This window comes from Paenibacillus sp. FSL H7-0918 (assembly GCF_038007025.1).
Classification (GTDB): domain Bacteria; phylum Bacillota; class Bacilli; order Paenibacillales; family Paenibacillaceae; genus Paenibacillus_AQ; species Paenibacillus_AQ odorifer.
Window position 1 is genome coordinate 511,453 of record NZ_JBBOWJ010000001.1, and the last position, 20,763, is coordinate 532,215.

Genomic DNA, 20,763 nt, shown 5'->3' on the forward strand with positions numbered 1-20,763 from the left:
TGTATTTTCAAAATTCATATTTCACAAATCGATTTTTGAGAGCTTCTTCGTACGGGATCCACTCCCAGTCACTCCATAAAGACATGCTTACGATTTCTGACAGCTTATCTACGGCTTGTCCCGGACTCGTAATGCCAATGAAGCCGTCAAAATCCTCATTACGGATATCCAACGCTTTTCGCAAGTAATCATCATTGAGACGCTCTTCCCGGAGTAGTTCATATTCATCCCTCGTCCACTGCTCACAAAAGATCTTTTCGGCTTGAATGTCTCCATTCTCGAACAACGACAACTCGAATATCTCCTCATTCATATATCCGGCGGTCATCACTGGCTCCCCGGTAAGCTGGGACAACGTTTTACCGGCCTTCTTCACCGTACCCCATACAAAATAATCGTGGAGCACGCTGATCCAGTTTTCGTTGCTTTTGCTTACATACATTACAACCTTGTTCTCTGGAGCTTCATGATTTTTCTTGCCTAATACTTTGGCATGCCCTTCGCTTAGCTCTCTTAATGCTTCGACAGTCTTCTCAAGGTTGTTCGACTTGATATGCAAATTTGCGAATGATCTTCCCACGAAATGGCCTCCTCTAATCGCTTTTTTAATCAGCCGGATTCTTATTTATATCCTATTGATCGGGTCTATGAATGTCTCATATTTCCATTATAGTGATCGCTTGTCCTGAGTCTACCTACTTTTCACCTGGATTTTAGAAATAACCTTTGCACAAAAAGAATTATAAACTTGACCGTTCAGCACAATCTCTAGTCCCTTCCCCACTCCGCTCTTAAAAAAAGGAGGGTATCCCTCTGCCATTTTATGACGTTTAGGACACCCTCTGTCGAGCTATTCCGCACCCCCACAACACTCTTCATCTTTCCAAAACAAAATTTTTTCGTCGTCACTTATGGTAAGGATCAGCGCGCTGGCTGTAACGGCAAGTTCTGATTTTATATTACCGTTCGATCAATCCTTACTCTAGGCAGTTACCGACTCGCTGCCTCGATGATCCAGTCGGTCAAATCGTTGATTTGTCTTTTCACGGCGATTGGGTCGCGGTACCAGGATTGGTTCTCCGTCCATAAAAATACCCGATTGTTGCGAATCGGCTCTAGCGACCCCCAGATTGGATCAGCCTGCAGCGATTCCAAGCTGGCTTCCGTCGTCAGAATCAAATAATCACCCATGTACTCCGAAAGTTTCTCCAGCGAAAATTCATAGTAGGATTCCTTCAGCATAAATTCTGGAACCGTCGTCGGCGGCTTCAGCCCCATTATTTCATACATCAGCCGGCCGCCTCGTCCCGATTTCGGACCAAAAAGGCTCACGTTTCCATCGTACTCTTGCATAATCGAAAGCGTCTCTCCTTCGGGAACGGCTTGTTGGACTTTCTCCCGAATGTCTGCAATGTCCTTCTCGAATTGTTCGTTCCATTTCTCCGCTTCCTCACGTCTATCCAGCAACTCGCCAAAATACAGCATTTCTTCCTGAATGGATACAAACTGATTGTAAGGAACCGATACCGTAGGTGCGATCATCTGATATTTCTCGACTACCTCAGGCTGTGGATTATGCGTTATGATTAAATCCGGATTGAGTTCCAGCAGCTTCTCTAACGAGTCGCCTACATCCGTCACGACGTCCAGCATTCCCTCGAGATAAGGACTCGACATCAAGAACGATTCGGCTGCGATCGGCTGGACTTCCAGAGCAAGTACGGTGCCGAGATAAGAAATTGCCGCTACGCGCTGAGGGTGTGCAGGAACTGCGACATCGCCGAAAGCGGTCTTGACTACCTTGATCTCAGAAGATGCCAAAACCTCTGACTCTTGAGTGATCATGGTTGGAGAAGCGCTGACGGCAACCTGGCTGTTCGTTGCACCTCCGTTGTTCACCGACCCACCACAAGCTGTTAACATCACGGTCAAACATAACAGCATCACTGCATAAAAACTTCGGGTTGCTCTAGTCATTTTATTCGCCCCATCCTGTTGAAATTGATAATCAATATCACTCACATAAAAAGGATAGCTTAATGACCGGCTTAGAACAACGGACGATTGTGACCTATTCCTTGCATGATCTGAAACGAACTGGCCGTATCGTTTACGATATTGACCTGGCGTCATGCCGGCATGCTTTTTGAACATGCGGCTGAAATAAATGAGGTCCGGATAACCGACATGTGATGCTATTTCCTGTTGTGTTGCTATCGTACCGGCCAGCAGAGCCTTCGCATCTTCCATTCGGAAACGAATGACGTAGTCCAGCGGACTGAGCCCTGTCTGTTCTTTAAATTTTCGCGATATATATTGTTGGCTGTAATTCAATTGCCGAGCAAGCTCCTCAAACGAGATCGGCTGGCGATAATTCCTGGACAAATGTCGAATAACTTGCTCCGATAAAGATGGCTCGCCGGCTCCGAACAGACGCTCCCTCAGGACAGCGTGAACGAAGCGGATAAAGTCTCCCTTGGCCGACAGCCGGGTTAATCCGTCGTCAGATTTAAGCCAACCGTCGCGTATCGTTTGAAGCAGCTCAAGCATGGCCAGCGGTTCGCCAGGCGGGAACCCCCAGCTTTCCAGAAACGGGTCGGATTCCTCCATCATCATATGAAATTCGCGCGAGGCCGAAGCGGGGAGAAACGCTTTGTAGAGTACGATATATACATTCAGCGCTTCTCGGCTCCGAACCGTCACCAGAGAGCCTTTGCCGGCGTGCAGTACATGGAAACGATCGCACAGCCATACCTCATCGTCAACCCACAACTCGCCTTGTCCTTGAAAAGCGAATAAAAATGCGCTTGCCGGCAAACGGTATTGATTCAAATCGTTGTCGATTCCGGCCTGCTTTAGCCGTACGTCCAGTACACTCATAATCACCTGGTTCCATATTTGTATAAGTTTCAGAACATCCATAACTGATTCGCAAACTCCCTTTAAATTCTCAAGAGATAATCATTCTCAATTGAATCATGTTTCTAAACACAATAACGAATACGTCTAGCGCTGTCAATAAAGTGTTGCCGAATGAGACGAGGATGCGAATAGCGAGGCATACGGCTATTTTGCCGGAGTCTAGCCCAAAAGCAAAAGACGCTGATCCGCAAACATACGTGCGGAACTAGCGTCTATCAATGAATCGTGAGGGCCCTTTTTTTGATCTCACAATTATCGTAATCATTGGCATACTTTTATGTCGCCTGCTTAGTAAATGCCTGTCTCTTTCGCAAGGGAATTTTTGTAGGCTGCAATTTTGTCTTTCAACATCTTCTCTGTGGCTGTTAAGTTTCTGATTTGGCTCTGTATAGAGTTACTATGATTCTCAAGAAGGTTCAAGCGGGCTTGGGCCGTATGCTCTCCTTCTAAATATAACTGCGCATATTCTCTAATTTGTGAGATCGGCATTTGGGTTTGTTTCAACCTCATCACAAATCGCAGCCAAGCAAGATTGGAGTCATCATATAATCTTTCTCCATTCGCATTCCGCATCGGAGCAATAATTTTTTCCTTTTCATAATATCTCAGTGTATATGCGGTAATCCCTAGTAATTTGGCTACATCGCTGATCGTATACATACAAGCCCCCGAATCTATGTTGATTTTAAGAGTCCCCATAATTATAAAAAATATTTGACTTAGAGTAAACTCTAAGCTTTATGATTACATCGTTGTTGAAATACTAAATATTCTTGTAAAAACGGAGGAATTCACATGAAATATACTGTAATTACAGGCGCCAGTTCAGGTATAGGTTATGAAACCGCTCTAGCCTTTGCGGCTCGCGGTAAAAACTTAATTGTTACAGCCCGCAGAAGGGAGCAACTGGAGGAGCTAAAATCTGAAATCAATCATAACTCCCCCGATGTAGATGTCGTTATTCGAGTAACTGACTTATCCGTTTCTAGTAATGCTTATAAGCTTTATGAGGATCTACAAGGGTTCGAAATCGAAACTTGGATCAATAATGCGGGGTTTGGAAATTTCGCTTCAGTGGCCAAGCAAGATTTAGATAAAATTTCTGCAATGCTGCATCTGAACATTGAATCGTTGACGATCCTTTCCTCTCTATTCGTTCGTGATTATTCCAATGTTGAAGGAACACAATTAATCAACGTTTCATCTGGTGGCGGCTATACGATTGTGGGAAATGCCATTACGTACTGTGCGACTAAGTTCTATGTGAGTGCCTTTACTGAAGGACTCTCTCATGAGTTGAAGAGTCAAGGTGCACTTATGCAGGCTAAAGTGCTAGCACCTGCCGCAACAGAAACAGAATTCGCGAAGCTTTCTTTCGATATCCCCGAATTCGAATATCATGGGACTGTGCCGAAATATCATACCGCGAAGGAAATGGCTGGATTCATGCTTGACCTGTATGATAACGATCATGTTGTGGGGATTGTTAATGGTTTGACGTACGAGTTCGAGTTGAGAGATACCCTCTATAATTATGTGGCGAGCACGCGATAAGCTCATCTTGTAATGGCAAGTTAAGAAGCATTACCATCCATTACGGATCGCTATGCTTCGACAATGATGTATCACCTAAATCCCCTATCAAAAAAAGGCTGCCAATCCCTTATGGGCGGCAACCTTTGATTTTTACTCTACGACAACGCCAACATCGCGTTCATATCTTCTTCAGCAGTAGTAATTAGCTTCAATCCAAAAAGCTCTACCAGAACATCCAGTACACCTGGTGAAATGAACTCGGGTGGCTTTGGTCCGATGCGAATGTCCTGAATGCCGAGACTGAACAAGCCTAGCAGAATGGCTACTGCTTTTTGCTCAAACCAAGACAGCACGATGCTGACAGGCAGCTCGTTCACCGTACACTCAAATGCCTCAGCCAGAGCCATGGCAATCTTCACTGTAGAACCGGAATTATTACATTGCCCAAGGTCAATGTAACGCGGAATACCGGTGTCTCCAACGGTGCCATAATCTACGTCATTAAAGCGGAACTTTCCGCAAGAAGTCGTTAAAATGACAGTATCGTTCGGTAAGGAAGTCGCCAACTCACGGTAGTAATTCCCGCCAGTACCTGGCGCATCACAGCCAGCAATGACGAAAAACCGGCGGATATGCCCGTCTTTGACAGCTTGAATGATCTCTGGTGCTAACCCGATTACAGTTTCATGATGATATCCGGTCGTAAGTACCAGATCTGACTCTACATCAGCCGCAGGTAGGGACAACGCACGATTAATTAATGGGGAGAAATCGTCGCCCGTTATTTTCTCTACACCTTCCAGCCCCGCTACTTCATATGAGAAAAAGCGGTCTGCATACGTGCCTTTAATCGGCATTACACAGTTTGTGGTAGCAAGAATTGCACCGGGAAACTGCTCGAACAATCTACGCTGATCATACCATGCTTTGCCGATGTTGCCTTTCAGATGTTTATACTTTTTGAGTGCAGGATATCCATGCGCAGGCAGCATTTCTGAGTGGGTATAAATGTTGATGCCTTTCCCCTCTGTCTGCCGCAGTAATTCCTCCAGCGCATATAAATTATGTCCTGTTACAACAATACATTGACCTTCAATTTTGTTCTGACTGACTGTGATCGGTTGCGGAATGCCAAAGCGGTCCGTATGCGCACGATCCAGTACATCCATGATGCGAACCGCCGCATCCCCGACCTTCATCGCCATCTCCAAATGTTCCTGTGTATTAAAGTTGGAATTGGTCAACGTCATATACAAAGCTTCGTGGGTGATACGATCCACCTCGGGATCGCTATATCCTAGCTGCCGGGCATGTGTCGCATACGCTGCAATTCCTTTTAATGCAAAAATCATCGTATCCTGCAAACTCGCAATGGTTTCATTTTTGCCACATACCCCTACAACGGTGCATCCGCCATTCGGTGTCTGTTCACATTGGTAACAAAACATATCGTTATCCTCCATATCTAGATAATCATTCGTTACTTCCAACGTAACAGAACACCAAAGCTTGAGTTGTGATTACACACACATTTTTTTAGATCAAGCAGATTTAAATATCCTTCTATTTATAACAACCATTAATACAATAACGCTTAAACAAATGAAAATATTAATCTCAAAAACCAATTTGAACGCCTGCAACTGACTCCCTTGTCCTGTCTCTCCACTCATCACACCAAGTCCAAGTGCTGAGCCAAAGACCATACCCGCATTTCTTGTTAAAGCAATTAATCCGCCAATCGAACCCACGTGTTCCCGAGGTGTCTGCTGCATAATGAAGCTATTATTAGGAGAGGCAATGAGCCCCATACCAAGGCCAATAAGAGATAGAATCGCCGCGATTCCATAAATCGGTATATGATCTAAATACACCAGTAACAAGATAAACCCGCTTCCCATGCAGCTCAGTCCCATAAGCATCAGACGATGAGAGCCATAACGGTCGGAGCAGTAGCCTGCGAGAGGACCTGCAAACGCCAAGGCAATAGGATAAGCCGCCATAATATATCCTGTCGTAGATGACGAGAACGGAGCCGACGCCCCCATCAAATAAAATGGAATGAGGACAAGCAATGTGTTAGATAAAATAAAAGAGGCACAGCTAACGATCAAGCCTCCCGCTACAGTTGGAATTTTCAATGCTTGTAAGGGTAGAAAAGGAGTCTTTTGCTTCCGCTCCCAGAATAGAAAAGTAATCAACAACAAGGAAACCCCCACCAAACTTGTCATTGTCCACACGGACACCCAGCCCCATTTGCTCCCATTTGTTATTACGAGAAGGACCAAGGTGATGAATGCCATAAACAAGCTGGCCCCCACGAAGCTGATAGCACCCGGCTTGCGCTCTTGCACACGGTTCGGGATGTACCGATATGCCATAATTGTAGCCACAATCGCCACAGGAACATGGATTAAAAATAACCATTTCCAGCTCAGCCACTCTGCAATCAAACCTCCCGCTATAGGTCCCGTCATCCCGCCCAGCGCGACAGCTGTACTTAAAATTCCGAGAGCACGACCTCTTTGCTCTTTCGGCATATGAATGGTGATGAGTGCAATATTAGTTGCTTGGAACATCGCAGCTCCTACTCCCTGTACAACTCTGAGCGTTAGCAATATTGGCAGATTAGGTGAAAAAGCGACCAGGATAGAACCCACAGTAAAAATCACAAATCCAAGATTGTGAATCCGGCGAAAACCATAACGGTCTCCCAGTTTCCCCATAATAGGAAGAAGAGCCGTAATCACTAGCAGATAACCTGTTGTGATCCATAATCCCTTCCCAAGCTCTGTCTGAAAATAATTCACAATAAAAGGAAGCGACACATTCACAATTCCAGCTGTAAAATGGGAAATAAACGCCCCCATACAAATAGCCGCCATCATTCCCAGCCGCTGCCCGTGTGTGCTTTTAAACTCTATATCTTTTGCTGCCATCATGTTGATCCCGTCCCTACTCATATTGTTTAAGAATTACTAACAATTATAAGTAGATCCCTTGCAAGAACAATCCCATAAAGATGGGATGGGAATGGTTTAGGCGAATATGTCTATCAGTATAGGTGACGAAAATCAGAGATAATGCAAAACAGCAAAAAGCGGCACATTTAAGTGCCGCCACTGAATTATTATCTATAAGAGTCATGCGTTGGGCGAAACAAATCTTCTTCGGAACTTCTGACCATAGAAAAATGTTCGACATTGTAGTGCCCATGTAATGTTTTATTGTGATGCTTGATGATTTGTTCTGCACTTAAAACATCATTGTCCGTTGTAGAATGACCATCTCCGACCAATGTAACATCCATGCCGCTAACCGTAGCCGTCCGAACCGCAGTATCGATGCAGTGTTGAGTTTTACATCCCATAATCACCACATGCTCAATTTGCTGATCTTTCAGATATTGTAGCAGCTCAGTTCCGTGAAAAGAATTCGTTGCCAGCTTATCAAAGATTTTGGCATTTGCAGACCTGTTGATTTCATTGTGAACTTGAAAGCCTGTACCTGTTCCTTCAGCGACATCTAGATCCCTAACGAACACAACTTCGACATCGGCTTCTTTTGCTTGTTCAATCACTTTATTAATATTCCGGATAAGCTGCTCTTTATTGAATACTGCACTTTCCTTTTCGTTTCCATCCATTAATTCTTGTTGTGCATCGATGATTAATAATACCTGATTCAAATGATTTTCCCCTTTCGAATGGTGGGGAAACGTCAACAAGCTTGATCAGTTAAACGTTATCCCCATATCATTTTGCAAGCTGACATTGTTTTTCATAATATCTACCTCCCAATAAAAATGGTATATAAACTTTAATCTTATAATTTAAGACTTTTTTAGTTTACCATATTTTTAAAATGTACTCTCTAAAAACTTTGATTGCTACATCCATTGATACATCATAAAAATGGTGGAAATCAGATTAGTCAGCCCGTGCAGAACCCAACCTGGAAAGATCGAACCGCCGGATAATTTCTCATCCAACATTCCGATGCTCCAACCCACAAAACCTGTAAGAATCATTACAACAGCAGAATTCAATAATCCGGAACTGCTGTATAACAGCACAGCATGTACGACACCAAATAATAAAGCTTGAGCACAGTTTCCAATTCCGAATCCGAATTTCGAACTTAACCGTTTACCAATGAAGCCGCGGAACAGAATCTCTTCGGACAAGCTAGTCTGCAACCAAGAATAAATCAATGCCGGAATCAAACCTTTAAGACCTGTACCATAAAACTGTGAGCTGGCCAAAGTATTCTTATCCAGCATATAGATTGCTGTAAGCATTCCCAGGCTGGTGAATATAGTCATGGTAAGTATAAACCATAGTATGAACTGCTTCCTAGAAAGCAATTGGGGTTTCTTCCAGCCAATCCACATGGCAAAGGATGAAGTTGTTCTGCTTGTAAAAAACCAGTATGTATAGGGAATGATGCTGAATAAGATGAGCTGAAGGACTGCACTGATGAGCAATGACAATGTCAACGGAATACCCTCCCTTTAATAAGAACAGCCTCAATATATCATGGACCGCTGCTTACCAGCGGAAAGAGACCGTAACTTGCAGGTTAGGTGGAGTAGTTGGTTGCGGATTGCTACTCAGGCAGTGGTAATACCGCCAACATCATGAACTGCCCATTCTCATATCTGAAACTGACGCTTCCTTGAAGCTGTTGAACCGCATACTCAATGCTTTCGATTCCGAACCCTCTACGCCCAAAGTTCCGCTTGCTGGACAAAAAAGAGCCCTGCCCGTCCTCTATAAGCAGAGATGCAGGATTCTTTAAAGAAATCACCAATAACCCGTCGCAATAAATCACTTCCAGCTCAATAACATTCTGCTCTGACTCTGGTAATCTCTGAACCCCTTCGATTGCATTATCTAATGCATTGCCTAAAATAATTGCAATTTCAACCTCTTTGCCTGCAAGTGACAGGTCCTGCGGGATGCGAAAATGAGATTTCATTGTAACTTGATGTAGCTCGGCTTTGGCGAACTTCTCATTATAGATGGCATCAATAGCTATATTTCCAGAAGAAATATACTTTTCTCCTGCCTCCTGTGTCGAAGCAAGCTCCGCAATATATCGCTTGGCTTCTTGTACAGCTCCTTCATCCAGCAGAGAATGAATAAGGATCAACACATGGTTCAGATCATGCCGCAAACGCTGTGCTTCCTGATTATCTTTCAGTTTACTCGTGTAATCCTTCACTTGCTGCTGAAGCACATGATTATGCAATTCTATTTGCATCCGTTTCATTAACTTTTGATATATAAACATTACAGCCACATTAATTACAAGAATCCCAAGCAGGATGAATACAAAATCAAACGGAATATCAAAAGGTTTATCACTGGAATTTCTCAGATTCACAATAATAATAAGCAAAGAACCCGCAGAAACAAGATTCAGCACAGCCCAATCCTGATTCGACAGTAACGTTGTGGTATCCACTTTGAACAACCGCAGCAATAGCAGACATAACATGATGCTTAGCAAAACAACAAATAGGAAAGCAAAAGATAACCACCAGAAATTAACTGTATCTATTCCCTCGGCATTGAGTGGGATATGCTGAATCCCATACCATACCAGCATCTCAATAACCACCGTAAACACTGTATAGAAACTGCTAAAGAACAGCTTTTGTAGCACACTGCCGCGGAAATAAATTATGGTAATCAGACTATACACGAGCAGGTGAAGGATGACCGAATCAACTAGAGGTAAGCTAGCAGCGGTAAGCGATTTAATTATATAAAAGATAATAAGACAGCCTATAAATGACTGTTTGCTCCTGCTCAGGATCAGGAATTTCTTGAGAAAAATATAAAATGTGACCCCTTGCGGGACATATATAAGGACGAGCATAAATACACCAAAAAAATAAGGACTAATCTCCCGGATGAAAGACATTTATCTTAAGAGCCTCTTTTCTATAAAGGCATGGTAGGACCGTAAAGAATCAGAGCTTCTACTGCGGCTGACGGGAAGCTCCACCCCATTCTTCAGCTGAATAAGTTCTTTGCTTAAAGAACGAACATACAGCCAATTTACTAGGAATCCCGTATGTACGCGACAAAAATCGTGTGATTCCAGCTGTCCTTCCAACTCTCTCAGTTTGCCATAATACGAGTAAGTCCCTTGTTCAGTACAAAGGACCAATTTTTTGCCTCGTTCTACCGTGATATACATAATATCATCTACCCTTAAATTATAGCTCATATGATGGATTGAGAATGACAGCACGTTGTTTCTTTGCATGCATTGCTGAATGGCTTTGACTGTGGCGGTCTGCAGTTCATGTTCATCAATGGGTTTCAGTAAATAGCGAAAGGGATGAACCGCAAAGCTTCTTCTCATATAACTTGTATGGCTGGTGACATAGATAATTAATACCCTGGCATCTTTGAGCCGGATCTTCTCTGCGACTTCTATACCGTTATACTCGGGCATCTCCATATCCAGATAAACTATATCGTATGCGGTAGTCGTCATTGCCTGAAGCAGGGTTTGGCCTGATTCAAAAATCTCAATAGAGGCAGTCATCCCTTGCAGGCTGGTTATCTGCTTCATGAGTAATTCTTCCAATCGCGAGGCATCTTGCCTCTGATCGTCACAGATTGCAATGTGAAGATTCATATTATGTATCCCTCCAAGTGAACGTAATTCTATCATATTATAATTTGAAAAAATATGAAGAACCGCCAAAAAGCCGATCCTCTCGGACCGGCCTATAAACTCTTTTTTACAGGGAAGTTTCTACCCTAGTCAATTCATCGGAATCGCGGACGCCAGCCGCCGAAACTGGATGAAAATAAACAGAGCGGTCAGCATCACCACAATTCCTGAACCGAGGAACCATAGCTGCACACCGTATCGATCCACCACAGGTCCTGCCAACAGCAGCCCTATTGGCGAAGACAACATCATAATACTGGTCACGAGTGAAATGACACGCCCAAGCATCTCGGGTTCAAAAGAACGTTGGATCATTGCCATGAAGGGACCATTGAAGAAGGGTGCCGCACTGCCCATCAAGAACGAGAGAATGGCAAAAATCACAAATGCATTCGGTCCAATCAAACCACTGATCACACAGGTAAGACCGATGACTAGCAGACCTACGCTCATATAGCTAATGTCGCTCCATTTAGATGAGAACATCGACAATAGCAGACCGCCTAAAATCATCCCGATGCTGAACACCGCTTCCACCAGGCTGGCACTGTATCCTCCACGGCCAAAATGAGACAATGTCATATAAGGAAACAGTGTCGCCAATGGCATAAATGCGATACTAAACACCGCAGTAGCCCCCGTAATCAACACAATGGGTTTCGCTTGAATGAGTGCGTTCCAACCCAAACGGAATTCTTGAACGAAAGACGGCGCAGCTGAAGACTGCACTTTAGGCTGATGGATCTTCACCATGAACAGCATCAGATTCGCAATCAAAGCCCCGGCCACATCGAGTAGTAATACTGCCCCGAGCGAAGTTGCCGAGTAAACCGCTATCCCAAGTGCAGGACCCATTACATTCGAGAAAGAGAACACCATCTGCTGCCAGCCCGCGACTCTTGTCAATTCTTCTTCAGGTGCAATCAACGGTACAGCCGCCTGAAAAGCCGGAGCATGGAAGGCTGATGCCGCCGAACGCAAGCTCAGAATGACATACACAAAGCCAAGTCCCGGTTCCCCCCACATGAAATAAATACCTAATATCAGACTGAAGAGCGCAATTGCGCTATCAGCAATAATCATCGTTATTTTACGATTCCAACGGTCCAGCCAGACCCCTACAAAAGGACCCAAGACCGCTTGCGGCAAAAACGCTGCCAACCCAGCAATCATCAAAACTGCCGCTGAACCTGTCGATTCCGTTAAGTGCCAGATCACCGCGAATTGAACCATCGAACTCGTGAGAATCGAGAAAATCTGTCCGCTAAAAATAAGGGCGAAGGCTTTTTTCCATTGTATTTGCATAAGGTCATCTCCTTTGATTAAAAACTTAAATAAACTCATTCCATGAGCATAGGCACACTGAAACAGGCACATCACAAATAAACTCATTTCCTTATCTCAAAAAATGAATGAGTCCACTTGTCTTGCACCACTGATTACCATAAACGAATGGAATGAGTCACAAGGAGCACCTCCTGAAAAAAATTATGTTCATTATAACATCGCATCTCTTCCCTGAGCCAGTTCCAATTGTTCTTTTTGCGAAAAATTTGATCTATCTCCACCTTCCGAATAAATTCCTAAATAAGGGAGAAGATAAAAATCACTTAACATCTCATTTATTTAAGGAGAATTGCATGCGGAAATTTTTTAACGCCAAGACACCTCCGTCTAATCCTAAGGTGCACCCTCAATTCGAAGCCGAAAATGAGCTTTCAATGAAGGATCTTTTTTCCCATGCTATCTCTGCGTCTCTCGAAGACAACTTACAGATTATTAATAATTGTTTTGCCAATTGTTCGGACCTAAAGGTTATTCCATGGCATTATGGCCCGGATCTTAAGTATGAAGCCTCATCCGTCTATTTCAATACACTTACTAAGTCTGACCCTACAAATTATTTTAAAGATGTCTTGCAGAATTTAGTTCCGCATGAGCTGGGTCCCACCTTGGACGTGACCGTTGAAGATGTCATCTCCTATTTTGAAAAAAATGGTGTTTCATCACCGCTGCTTGAATTAATGGACAATATCGGTCAAGCCATTAAGGGGATTCTTGATGGGAAAGTTGTCCTTTTCTTTACAGGTTGGCAAAAAGCCGTTGCCTATTATGCCTTTGATGTAGAACAGCGCCAAACCTCTGAGCCCATTTCAGAGCCTACTGTTCAAGGTCCCCACGTCAGCTTTATAGAAAGCTTAGAGCGTAATGTAGGTGTTATTCGTAGTTTGCTGAAATCTACTAATCTTAAGTTCGAGTTTTTTACCTCTGGTAAGCAGGTTCAAAGAACGTTGTCCTATGGTTATCTGGATGGAGTAGTCAAACCAGAAACATTAAATCAATTCAAACAACGGATAGCAAGTATTGATCAGGAAGAAATTCTTGACGTTTCCTATCTCGAAGAGTGGATCGGTGATTCGCTCTACTCACCATTTCCACAAGTCCGCTATACAGAACGACCGGATACAGCTATAACAGCTCTGCTAGACGGAAAGATTATTGCCATGGTTAACGGAAGTCCTTCCATTCTGATCTGTCCCGGGAATTTCATGGAGTTTTTTACGAATAGTGAAGATTATTACTACCGGACCATTTTTTCATCATTGATAAGAATGATTAGGGTCGCTGCCTTCATCATCGCCCTGCTGTTACCCAGTACCTATATTGCCTTATCCAACTTCCATTCCGAACTAATTCCCACAGTTCTGCTGCTTGCCATTCTAAACACACGCGAAGGAATCCCCTTTCCGGCTATGGTTGAAGCTTTGATCATGGAGTTTTTCTTTGAGCTATTGAGAGAGGCGGGCATACGCTTACCCAGACCGATTGGGTCGGCCGTCAGTATCGTTGGGGCATTGGTCATTGGACAAGCTGCTATTCAATCGCAGATTGCCTCTCCGGTCATGGTCATTGTCGTCGCTTTGACAGGCATTGCCTCATTTGCGCTACCTCAATACAATATGGCAATTGCGCTGCGGATTTTACGGTTTCCCTTAATGATTCTCGCGGCAACATTCGGAGGACTTGGCATCATGGTCGGTTTTATTCTAATTTATCTCCATCTGGCTACCTTGCGCTCTTTAGGAGAACCGTATTTAGACTCGTTAGCTCCGCTAGATCTTAAAAGAGTACGTGATTCTATTTTTCTACTTCCGAGAAGACTGCTGCTTCATTCACCACGAAATCGACACCTATATAAAAAGACTTCAGGAAGGAAGTAGATATAGTGAAGCGGCTTACTACCATACTAATTTCCCTTCTTGTACTCACTCTAACTAGCGGATGCTGGGATAATAAAGAATTGGACGAGTATGGGTATGTGCAGGCGGTCGCCATTGACCAAAGCGAAGACAATCGGATTGTGATTACGACACATTTCTATAATCCTTCCACCAAAATAGAAATGGGACAAGCAGGGGATCCAGCGTCCAAGGGAATTAATATTGTTACGAGTGGAGAAACCTTTTTTGAAGCAATAAGGGAGATCCCGGCAAAATTTGGTCGAAAAGCCAAATGGGATCATATGCGTGTCATATTAATCGGGGAGCAACTAGCCAGAACCTCGAACATCCGGGAGGTACTTGATTTTTTCTCCAGGGATCAAGAACCGCGTGGTACCGTTCTTCCTCTCATCGCTGAGCAATCTGCGGCACCATTTTTAGATATCAACCCGTTTATCGAGCAGACCATTGGTCAACAGTATAAGAGAATGGAGACGAGCGGTGCTCTATATGCCGCAAAAACTTCCAAGATTCCTCTCTATGAGCTGGCTATACAAATGTGTAGCCCCTCCAATACTTCCATCATCCCTTACCTCCATAAGACCAGTTTGGATCATAAACCCTTGATATCTGGGCTGGCTGTAATTCATGACGGTAAAATGATTGACATTCTAAAGGAGAAGGATACAGAAGCATTCATGATGCTGACGGATAGATATATCTATGGAGTACTAGAATTTTCTTGCCCGGATGAGACCGAAGTACCGCTGCGGAAAAAAGAAACGCTTGAAGTGCTTACCTTCAACAGTACACTTACTCCAATCGTAAAAAACGGTTCTGTGTCCGTCGGTGTAAACATTGCTATTGAAGGGATGATCGGAGAATTACGTTGCTCACATTTAAAAAACAATAAGGACATGAAGCTTTTTGAGCAGCGTATCATAACTCAGGTTGAACAACAGGTTGAGCACGCAACCAAGTTTTTGAAAACAAAAAAGATCGACGCACTCGGAATTGGCAATCAGATTTACCGAAAAAATCCGCAGCTGTGGAAACAACTAGAGCCTCAATGGAAGGATACATTCGCCCAGACTCAGTTCGATATCAACGTTGATGTCAAAGTGTTAAGCACTGGAATGAACTCAGGCACAATATTTGGAACAAAGGAGAAGTAGCTATGGTGGGAAAAATAATCTGTATTCTCTTATTAGCTTCCGCTATGCTAGCCCATGACATCCCAAGGTTTAGACAAGCCTCCATCCGCGATCGAGTAGTTTATGGAGTATTATTACTACCCGTACTTTATCTCGGATTTATCTTTATTGCAGCTAAGCCATGGCCCAATTTAGATTCCATCTTCAATTTATTCACGGCTCCAGCTGAGCACATCGTCCATTGGATCAACCCTGCCATTTCATAAGCTTAAAGAATGAGGAGGAACGTATGAATAAGCAAGAACGTGTTAGTTCGATCCAAATGTCCATGCTGTTTCTCTTCTTTATGACCGGTTCCTCAATCGTTATCGTCCCTGCGTCACTAACTAACTTTGCCGGCAACGGAGCCTGGATATCCCTCTTAATCGCCTCGGCCATAGGAATGGCTCTGCTTTCCGGTATTCTATATTTGAACCGACGAGCGCCAGATCTTTCGCTTGTGGAACAAAGCCGCTCCGTACTTGGAAACGGACTGACCCTCGTCCTCCTGATTCCTTTCACTTGTGTACTGTTTTGGAATGTCGCTGGAATTGTAATTGAGATCGGAACCTTTTTCAAAAGCACGATGTTAAAAGAAACGCCCACTTACGCAGTAAATACCATGTTTTTTATTACGATTGCGATGACAGCTCTAGCTGGAATTGAAGTGATTGCCCGCATGGCAGCCGTCCTAATGTCACTAATGTTCGGATTTATCATCTTAGTCTGGATACTCGTAGCAGGGTTGTATCATCCCGAGTACCTACTGCCCATCATGCCTGATGGATTTAGGCCTATCCTAAGTGCTGCATATGTAGTCTATGGCTTTCCCTATTCCGAGCTTATCGTTTTTTCGATGATTTTACCGTTCGTGCGTAAAGAAGACAATTCTAAACTGGGAAAACAGATGTATCTTGCACTCATCATCAATGCCCTGACGTTAATTGCTTCTGTCATTAGCAGTATTATGGTATTGGGACCACTGTCCGGCAGCTTGAAATATTCATTATATCAGTTGGCGAGACTCATTTATTTTCAGGAAACCATTGAAAGAATCGAATCCGTGATTGGTTTTTCACTCATTATCGGGTTCTATTTCAAGGCTTCTATCCTGCTGCTTATTCTTATTAAAGTACTAAAGGAGCTTCTGAGATTGAAGGATGAACGTTTAATTGTTTTCCCACTTGCTTTTGTCTGCCTGCTGTTATCTGTAACGACTTACACACAGGAGTCTGAGCTTGAGGAAATCGTGAATACTACATGGCCCTTGATCACTAACCTAGCTTACATCCTGCCGTTTCTACTGATTCTATTGGTCACTTTTATTCGTTATCATATAAATCAACACAAAAAATAACCCGTTCTAAACGGATTCAATATTCCCTATCTCATTTCGCAGACTTCAGCTTCTTCTTTTCTTGGATCCAGCCCGCCAGGAAAAGTATTGCTCAACATAATTGCTTGCCATCGCGATTGAAGATTCTGAGATTTCCGGACCCAGAGGACGTTATTCCCAATTTTTTGGCCTTTGGAGCAGAGTTTCGGACTCCACTGACGCTATCTCATATAAAAAGACTCATATTGAGTGTTTTTTGTGGGAATAGCTGCTATACAGTCCGCTAGGATGCAAAATATGGACCAATGACGCGTTTAAGGTCAGCTGTGTCCGATGGGTTTGGTCTGTGCAATTGTTATTGGATCAAACGAAGCAAAGTAGGGATGCCCAACAGCCACCTTTAGCTTATTAGGACACCCCTGTTAAGTTTATTACGTTACTCGCTCTAACCAATAAATTCTTGAACCCACTCGCTGTTATAGTAACCTATTCCAATTTCTGTGAAGCTGCTATTCAGGATGTTGGCACGATGACCAGGACTGTTCATCCATTGGTTCATTACTTCTTCTGCGCTCGACTGACCTTTGGCGATATTTTCCCCTGCTGAATTGTATGAGATCCCGAATGCTTTCATCATATCAAACGGAGATCCATACGTAGGAGACTGATGGTCAAAATAGTTATTGTCATACATATCCTGCGCTTTAGCCAAAGCCATTTTCGAAAGTTCGCTATTTAAGCTAAGAGGCTTCAAGCCTGCATTCGTTCTTTCTTTATTCACCAAATCCAATACTTGCTGTACCGATTGGGATGTATTGGTGGATGGTTGTGGATTTACAGACTTCTGTGGGACAGCAGAATGTTGCGGATTTGCAGAATATTGTGGTTTCGCCGACTGCTGCGGATACGTTGTTTGATCTGTTGTGCTTCCTGTAGGTGGATTGGTACGGATGAACCCATCCAGCCATTTCGTTACATCGCCAGGAACTTGTTTAGTCTTAATTGTTGAATTCCCTGCATTCTCCGTGGAAATGGAAGATGCTTGCGTTAAAGTTGAACTTGAGGCAGTTTTACGAGCATGATTGTCAACCTTCGTTTGTTGAGTTGTCATTTGGTTGTTGGCCGAGTTATTACCCGAACAAGCAGTAACGAGTAATAGCGCTACTATTACGATAAATGGTTTAATAAGAACCCCTCCTGATTTGGCAAAGTAGTGACTTAATCGAATAAAGTTTTTGTAAAGTACCCCTGATTTATTCATCCCTAATTCAAAAATATAAAAAGCAAAAAAGTCCACTCGCAACATGGTTGCTGTGGACTTAATCTTAGTGGATATTTTAGATGCGTCGATATAGTTACATTTATAGTAATTTATAGAATTTTTTACTAATTAATGTTATGCTTTGTTAAGATCATAAAGTATAACATCAAATAAGATTTGGACAAACAAGCTTATAGAAATAAGCAGGTTTTGTTAGGTAAATAGATACTTTTAGATTACTTAATGTAATGTGATTGCAAAATTATTACAAGGAGTGATCATGCTATGTTAGAAGGTATCTCGATAAAACAAGTCTCCATTTATTGTCCTGAAAGAGTGATTAACAACCAATATTTTATTGACCATTTTCAAAAGCAAGGTATAGATATTAAGCGGATTCTTAAAAAGACAGGCAGAAAAAACCGCCATGTTATTGAAGGAACGAAGGAGAACTCGTTGACGATGGCGATTAATGCCGCTCAACAGGCAATTGATGCTGCATCATTGAAATCTGCAGATATAGACCTGATTCTTTTTTCCAGCTCAACTCCGGAATATTTATCACCTACGAATTCATTGCTTATTCACAAAGCTATCAAAGGTAAAGATGATACGCTTTGCTATGACTTGAATGGTAATTGTATAGGAATGTTTATTGCGGTTGAACAGGCTGCTCGTACTTTATACGATGATCCTGATAGAGATAGAGCGTTGGTTATCGGTTCGGATTTTTTAAATTTATGGGCTGATCCTTCACATCCAATAACATATTCAATTTTTGGCGATGCCGCCGTAGCCCTCATTTTAGAAAAAGATCATTCAGAGAGTGGATTAATTGACGTAAGGTATCTTTCGGACAGCCGTTTTACAGAAGAAATTGTGTACCCCGCTCAAGGATTGGCTAAGTCTTTGCGTGATGGGGCTGAACACCGCTACTTACACTGGGGGAGATTCAGCGGAATAGACAGTGTACGATTTGCGGAAGCATCTATTGTTGAATTATTGAACAAACATCACCTAACATTCGAGGATATACAAGTTTTTTGTTTTTCACAATTTACATTGGCTAATATTAAATTACTTCAAGCTAAGCTGAACCTGGATCAACATAAAATTATTTATGTAGCCGACGAATATGGCTATACAGGCACAAGCAGTCCCTTTCTGGCCTTATATTGTGCTATTGAACATGGTTTGATCAAACGTGGCGACAACTTATTATTTTGGACATTGGGGTCAGGTTATCAAGCCGGTTCAATGTTATGGCGTTATTGACATGGGCCTCCATTCATTCATTCATCCTATCACTATCGAAACTCCACAATACACTAACAACAATCCCATCAGTATATTAAATTGACTTCTATATTTAGATATCATTTTTTTGAAAAGAGAACCGCATAAACACCAACTAAAAGTGCCCATAAAACCGATGAATGCTAAGACTATAGAGTAACTCAATAAGCTAAAATAGGAAGAATGAGAGGTAAGAATAAATGTAGATGTAACTGTGATTCCATATAATATCCCTTTAGGATTAATAAATTGTAAAAGCATACCCGCAATAAAACTGTTGTGTTTATCGCCACTTCCATCACTTTCTTGATGTTTACTTGTAATAATTTTAAATGCTAAATAAAACATGTAGACTCCGCCTATCACAGCCATAATAGATTCAATCTTAGGGATATAATTAATCAGAAGTATATTAAAATAGCAACATAACAATATAATCACGAAAAAACCTGTGCCCACTCCTAAACAAAATCTCATTGTTTTTTGTAAACCAAACTGGTTTGCAAAAGTCATTGCCATAATGTTATTGGGTCCCGGAGTAAAGCTAGCCACAAATGCATATAAAAACAAAGAAACAATCACTGAATTCCACCTCGTTGTATGTTATAATGTATTTATCAGACGCTATAACGTCCTTATGTGCGTTTTATTGTATATCCTGGTCGTTATAAAGTAAATAGGAATAGGAGAATTACCGTGGAAGAGATAAATCAAATCATTGCGGAGAATATAAAAAAGATTAGAAGAAGTAAAGATTTAAGCCTGGAAAAGGTGGCAGAATTAACAGGAGTAAGCAAAACAATGATTGGTCAAATCGAAAGAGGCGAATCGGCACCTACCATTACAACCATTTGGAAGATCGCCAATGGATTAAAAACTTCATTTTCTGCGCTGATAAATTACCCAAAGCCTGACACAAGAGTCGTATTAAGAAATGAAATTCAGCCACTGCTTGAAGACAATGGAAAATATCGGGTGTATCCCTCTTTCCCATTTGATGAAAGCAAACGATTTGAGGGTTATACGGTTGAGATAGACGAGGGTGGATACCTTGATGCCAATCCACATATGGAAGGAACTGAAGAATTAATCACTGTATTTGATGGTGAATTGTCTTTGCGTGTCAATGATAATGAATATCTATTAAAATCTGGTGATTCTATCACGTTTAACGCAGACAAACCCCATGTATATTATAATCCAGGACAATCATTGACCCGTTTAAGCATGATCTTATATTATTCTAGTTAGCAAAAAAACCAAGGTTCTTAAACCTTGGGATCAAATCTTACTATGATAACC

The 20,763-nt window shown here is 42.5% G+C and carries 19 protein-coding genes; 7 read left to right on the forward strand and 12 right to left on the reverse strand.

Features of this window, described 5'->3' with window-relative positions; all coding sequences use genetic code 11:
• Nucleotides 1-7 precede the first annotated feature (7 nt).
• From MHI15_RS02455 to MHI15_RS02465, 3 genes are all read right to left on the reverse strand, one after another.
• Nucleotides 8-580 (reverse strand): hypothetical protein, encoded by a 573-nt coding sequence (locus MHI15_RS02455; protein WP_076190730.1) that lies wholly within the window; start codon nucleotides 578-580, stop codon nucleotides 8-10.
• Nucleotides 581-990: 410 nt separating this feature from the next.
• On the reverse strand, nucleotides 991-2,880 hold the full coding sequence (locus MHI15_RS02460; protein ID WP_341164095.1) for an AraC family transcriptional regulator: 1,890 nt from the start codon (nucleotides 2,878-2,880) through the stop codon (nucleotides 991-993).
• A gap of 330 nt (nucleotides 2,881-3,210) precedes the next feature.
• The gene (locus MHI15_RS02465; protein ID WP_076190725.1) at nucleotides 3,211-3,582 is read right to left on the reverse strand and encodes a MerR family transcriptional regulator; all 372 of its coding nucleotides are present in this window, start codon (nucleotides 3,580-3,582) and stop codon (nucleotides 3,211-3,213) included.
• A gap of 135 nt (nucleotides 3,583-3,717) precedes the next feature.
• Between MHI15_RS02465 and MHI15_RS02470 the strand changes: the two genes are divergently transcribed.
• Nucleotides 3,718-4,476 (forward strand): SDR family NAD(P)-dependent oxidoreductase, encoded by a 759-nt coding sequence (locus tag MHI15_RS02470; protein WP_076306915.1) that lies wholly within the window; start codon nucleotides 3,718-3,720, stop codon nucleotides 4,474-4,476.
• 137 nt (nucleotides 4,477-4,613) lie between these two features.
• On the opposite strand, the gene hcp is transcribed toward MHI15_RS02470, so the two are convergent.
• The 7 genes from hcp to MHI15_RS02505 all read right to left on the reverse strand — a co-directional run bounded on the left by hcp (nucleotide 4,614) and on the right by MHI15_RS02505 (nucleotide 12,459).
• Nucleotides 4,614-5,906: a hydroxylamine reductase gene (gene hcp / locus MHI15_RS02475; RefSeq protein ID WP_036688774.1), complete on the reverse strand. Its 1,293-nt coding sequence runs from the start codon at nucleotides 5,904-5,906 to the stop codon at nucleotides 4,614-4,616.
• A 93-nt stretch (nucleotides 5,907-5,999) separates the two neighbouring features.
• Entirely contained in the window at nucleotides 6,000-7,400 is a 1,401-nt protein-coding gene (locus tag MHI15_RS02480) for an MFS transporter (RefSeq protein ID WP_341164096.1), read from the reverse strand.
• 188 nt (nucleotides 7,401-7,588) lie between these two features.
• Nucleotides 7,589-8,146 (reverse strand): cysteine hydrolase family protein, encoded by a 558-nt coding sequence (locus tag MHI15_RS02485; protein ID WP_076127240.1) that lies wholly within the window; start codon nucleotides 8,144-8,146, stop codon nucleotides 7,589-7,591.
• 201 nt (nucleotides 8,147-8,347) lie between these two features.
• Entirely contained in the window at nucleotides 8,348-8,956 is a 609-nt protein-coding gene (locus MHI15_RS02490) for a CPBP family intramembrane glutamic endopeptidase (RefSeq protein WP_340010584.1), read from the reverse strand.
• A gap of 110 nt (nucleotides 8,957-9,066) precedes the next feature.
• On the reverse strand, nucleotides 9,067-10,389 hold the full coding sequence (locus MHI15_RS02495) for a GHKL domain-containing protein (RefSeq protein WP_340010585.1): 1,323 nt from the start codon (nucleotides 10,387-10,389) through the stop codon (nucleotides 9,067-9,069).
• Nucleotides 10,390-11,115 carry a LytR/AlgR family response regulator transcription factor gene (locus tag MHI15_RS02500; protein WP_076127245.1) on the reverse strand — a complete coding sequence of 242 codons (726 nt, stop codon included), beginning with the start codon at nucleotides 11,113-11,115 and terminating at the stop codon, nucleotides 10,390-10,392. It abuts the gene before it with no gap.
• Nucleotides 11,116-11,244: 129 nt separating this feature from the next.
• Entirely contained in the window at nucleotides 11,245-12,459 is a 1,215-nt protein-coding gene (locus MHI15_RS02505) for an MFS transporter (protein WP_341003133.1), read from the reverse strand.
• Nucleotides 12,460-12,794: 335 nt separating this feature from the next.
• On the opposite strand from MHI15_RS02505, the gene MHI15_RS02510 reads away from it, so the two are divergent.
• The 4 genes from MHI15_RS02510 to MHI15_RS02525 are packed head-to-tail and all read left to right on the forward strand — an operon-like array spanning nucleotide 12,795 to nucleotide 16,925.
• Nucleotides 12,795-14,375, forward strand: coding sequence for a spore germination protein (locus tag MHI15_RS02510; RefSeq protein WP_256717474.1), 1,581 nt, complete (start codon nucleotides 12,795-12,797; stop codon nucleotides 14,373-14,375).
• Nucleotides 14,376-14,380: 5 nt separating this feature from the next.
• Nucleotides 14,381-15,550 (forward strand): Ger(x)C family spore germination protein, encoded by a 1,170-nt coding sequence (locus MHI15_RS02515; RefSeq protein ID WP_341164097.1) that lies wholly within the window; start codon nucleotides 14,381-14,383, stop codon nucleotides 15,548-15,550.
• Nucleotides 15,551-15,552: 2 nt separating this feature from the next.
• Entirely contained in the window at nucleotides 15,553-15,795 is a 243-nt protein-coding gene (locus MHI15_RS02520; protein ID WP_076217873.1) for a hypothetical protein, read from the forward strand.
• A gap of 23 nt (nucleotides 15,796-15,818) precedes the next feature.
• Nucleotides 15,819-16,925, forward strand: coding sequence for a GerAB/ArcD/ProY family transporter (locus MHI15_RS02525; RefSeq protein WP_340396889.1), 1,107 nt, complete (start codon nucleotides 15,819-15,821; stop codon nucleotides 16,923-16,925).
• A 424-nt stretch (nucleotides 16,926-17,349) separates the two neighbouring features.
• Here the strand turns inward: MHI15_RS02525 and MHI15_RS02530 are convergent, their stop codons facing one another.
• Nucleotides 17,350-18,015, reverse strand: coding sequence for a CAP domain-containing protein (locus MHI15_RS02530; protein ID WP_341164098.1), 666 nt, complete (start codon nucleotides 18,013-18,015; stop codon nucleotides 17,350-17,352).
• 435 nt (nucleotides 18,016-18,450) lie between these two features.
• Here MHI15_RS02530 and MHI15_RS02535 point away from each other — a divergent pair, with 435 nt between their 5' ends.
• Nucleotides 18,451-19,440: a ketoacyl-ACP synthase III gene (locus tag MHI15_RS02535; RefSeq protein WP_076127253.1), complete on the forward strand. Its 990-nt coding sequence runs from the start codon at nucleotides 18,451-18,453 to the stop codon at nucleotides 19,438-19,440.
• Between the two features lie 21 nt (nucleotides 19,441-19,461).
• On the opposite strand, the gene MHI15_RS02540 is transcribed toward MHI15_RS02535, so the two are convergent.
• Nucleotides 19,462-20,043 carry a LysE family transporter gene (locus MHI15_RS02540; RefSeq protein ID WP_341164099.1) on the reverse strand — a complete coding sequence of 194 codons (582 nt, stop codon included), beginning with the start codon at nucleotides 20,041-20,043 and terminating at the stop codon, nucleotides 19,462-19,464.
• A gap of 114 nt (nucleotides 20,044-20,157) precedes the next feature.
• Here MHI15_RS02540 and MHI15_RS02545 point away from each other — a divergent pair, with 114 nt between their 5' ends.
• Nucleotides 20,158-20,712, forward strand: a complete 555-nt coding sequence (locus MHI15_RS02545; protein WP_341164100.1) for a helix-turn-helix domain-containing protein — start codon at nucleotides 20,158-20,160, stop codon at nucleotides 20,710-20,712.
• Nucleotides 20,713-20,763 lie beyond the last annotated feature (51 nt).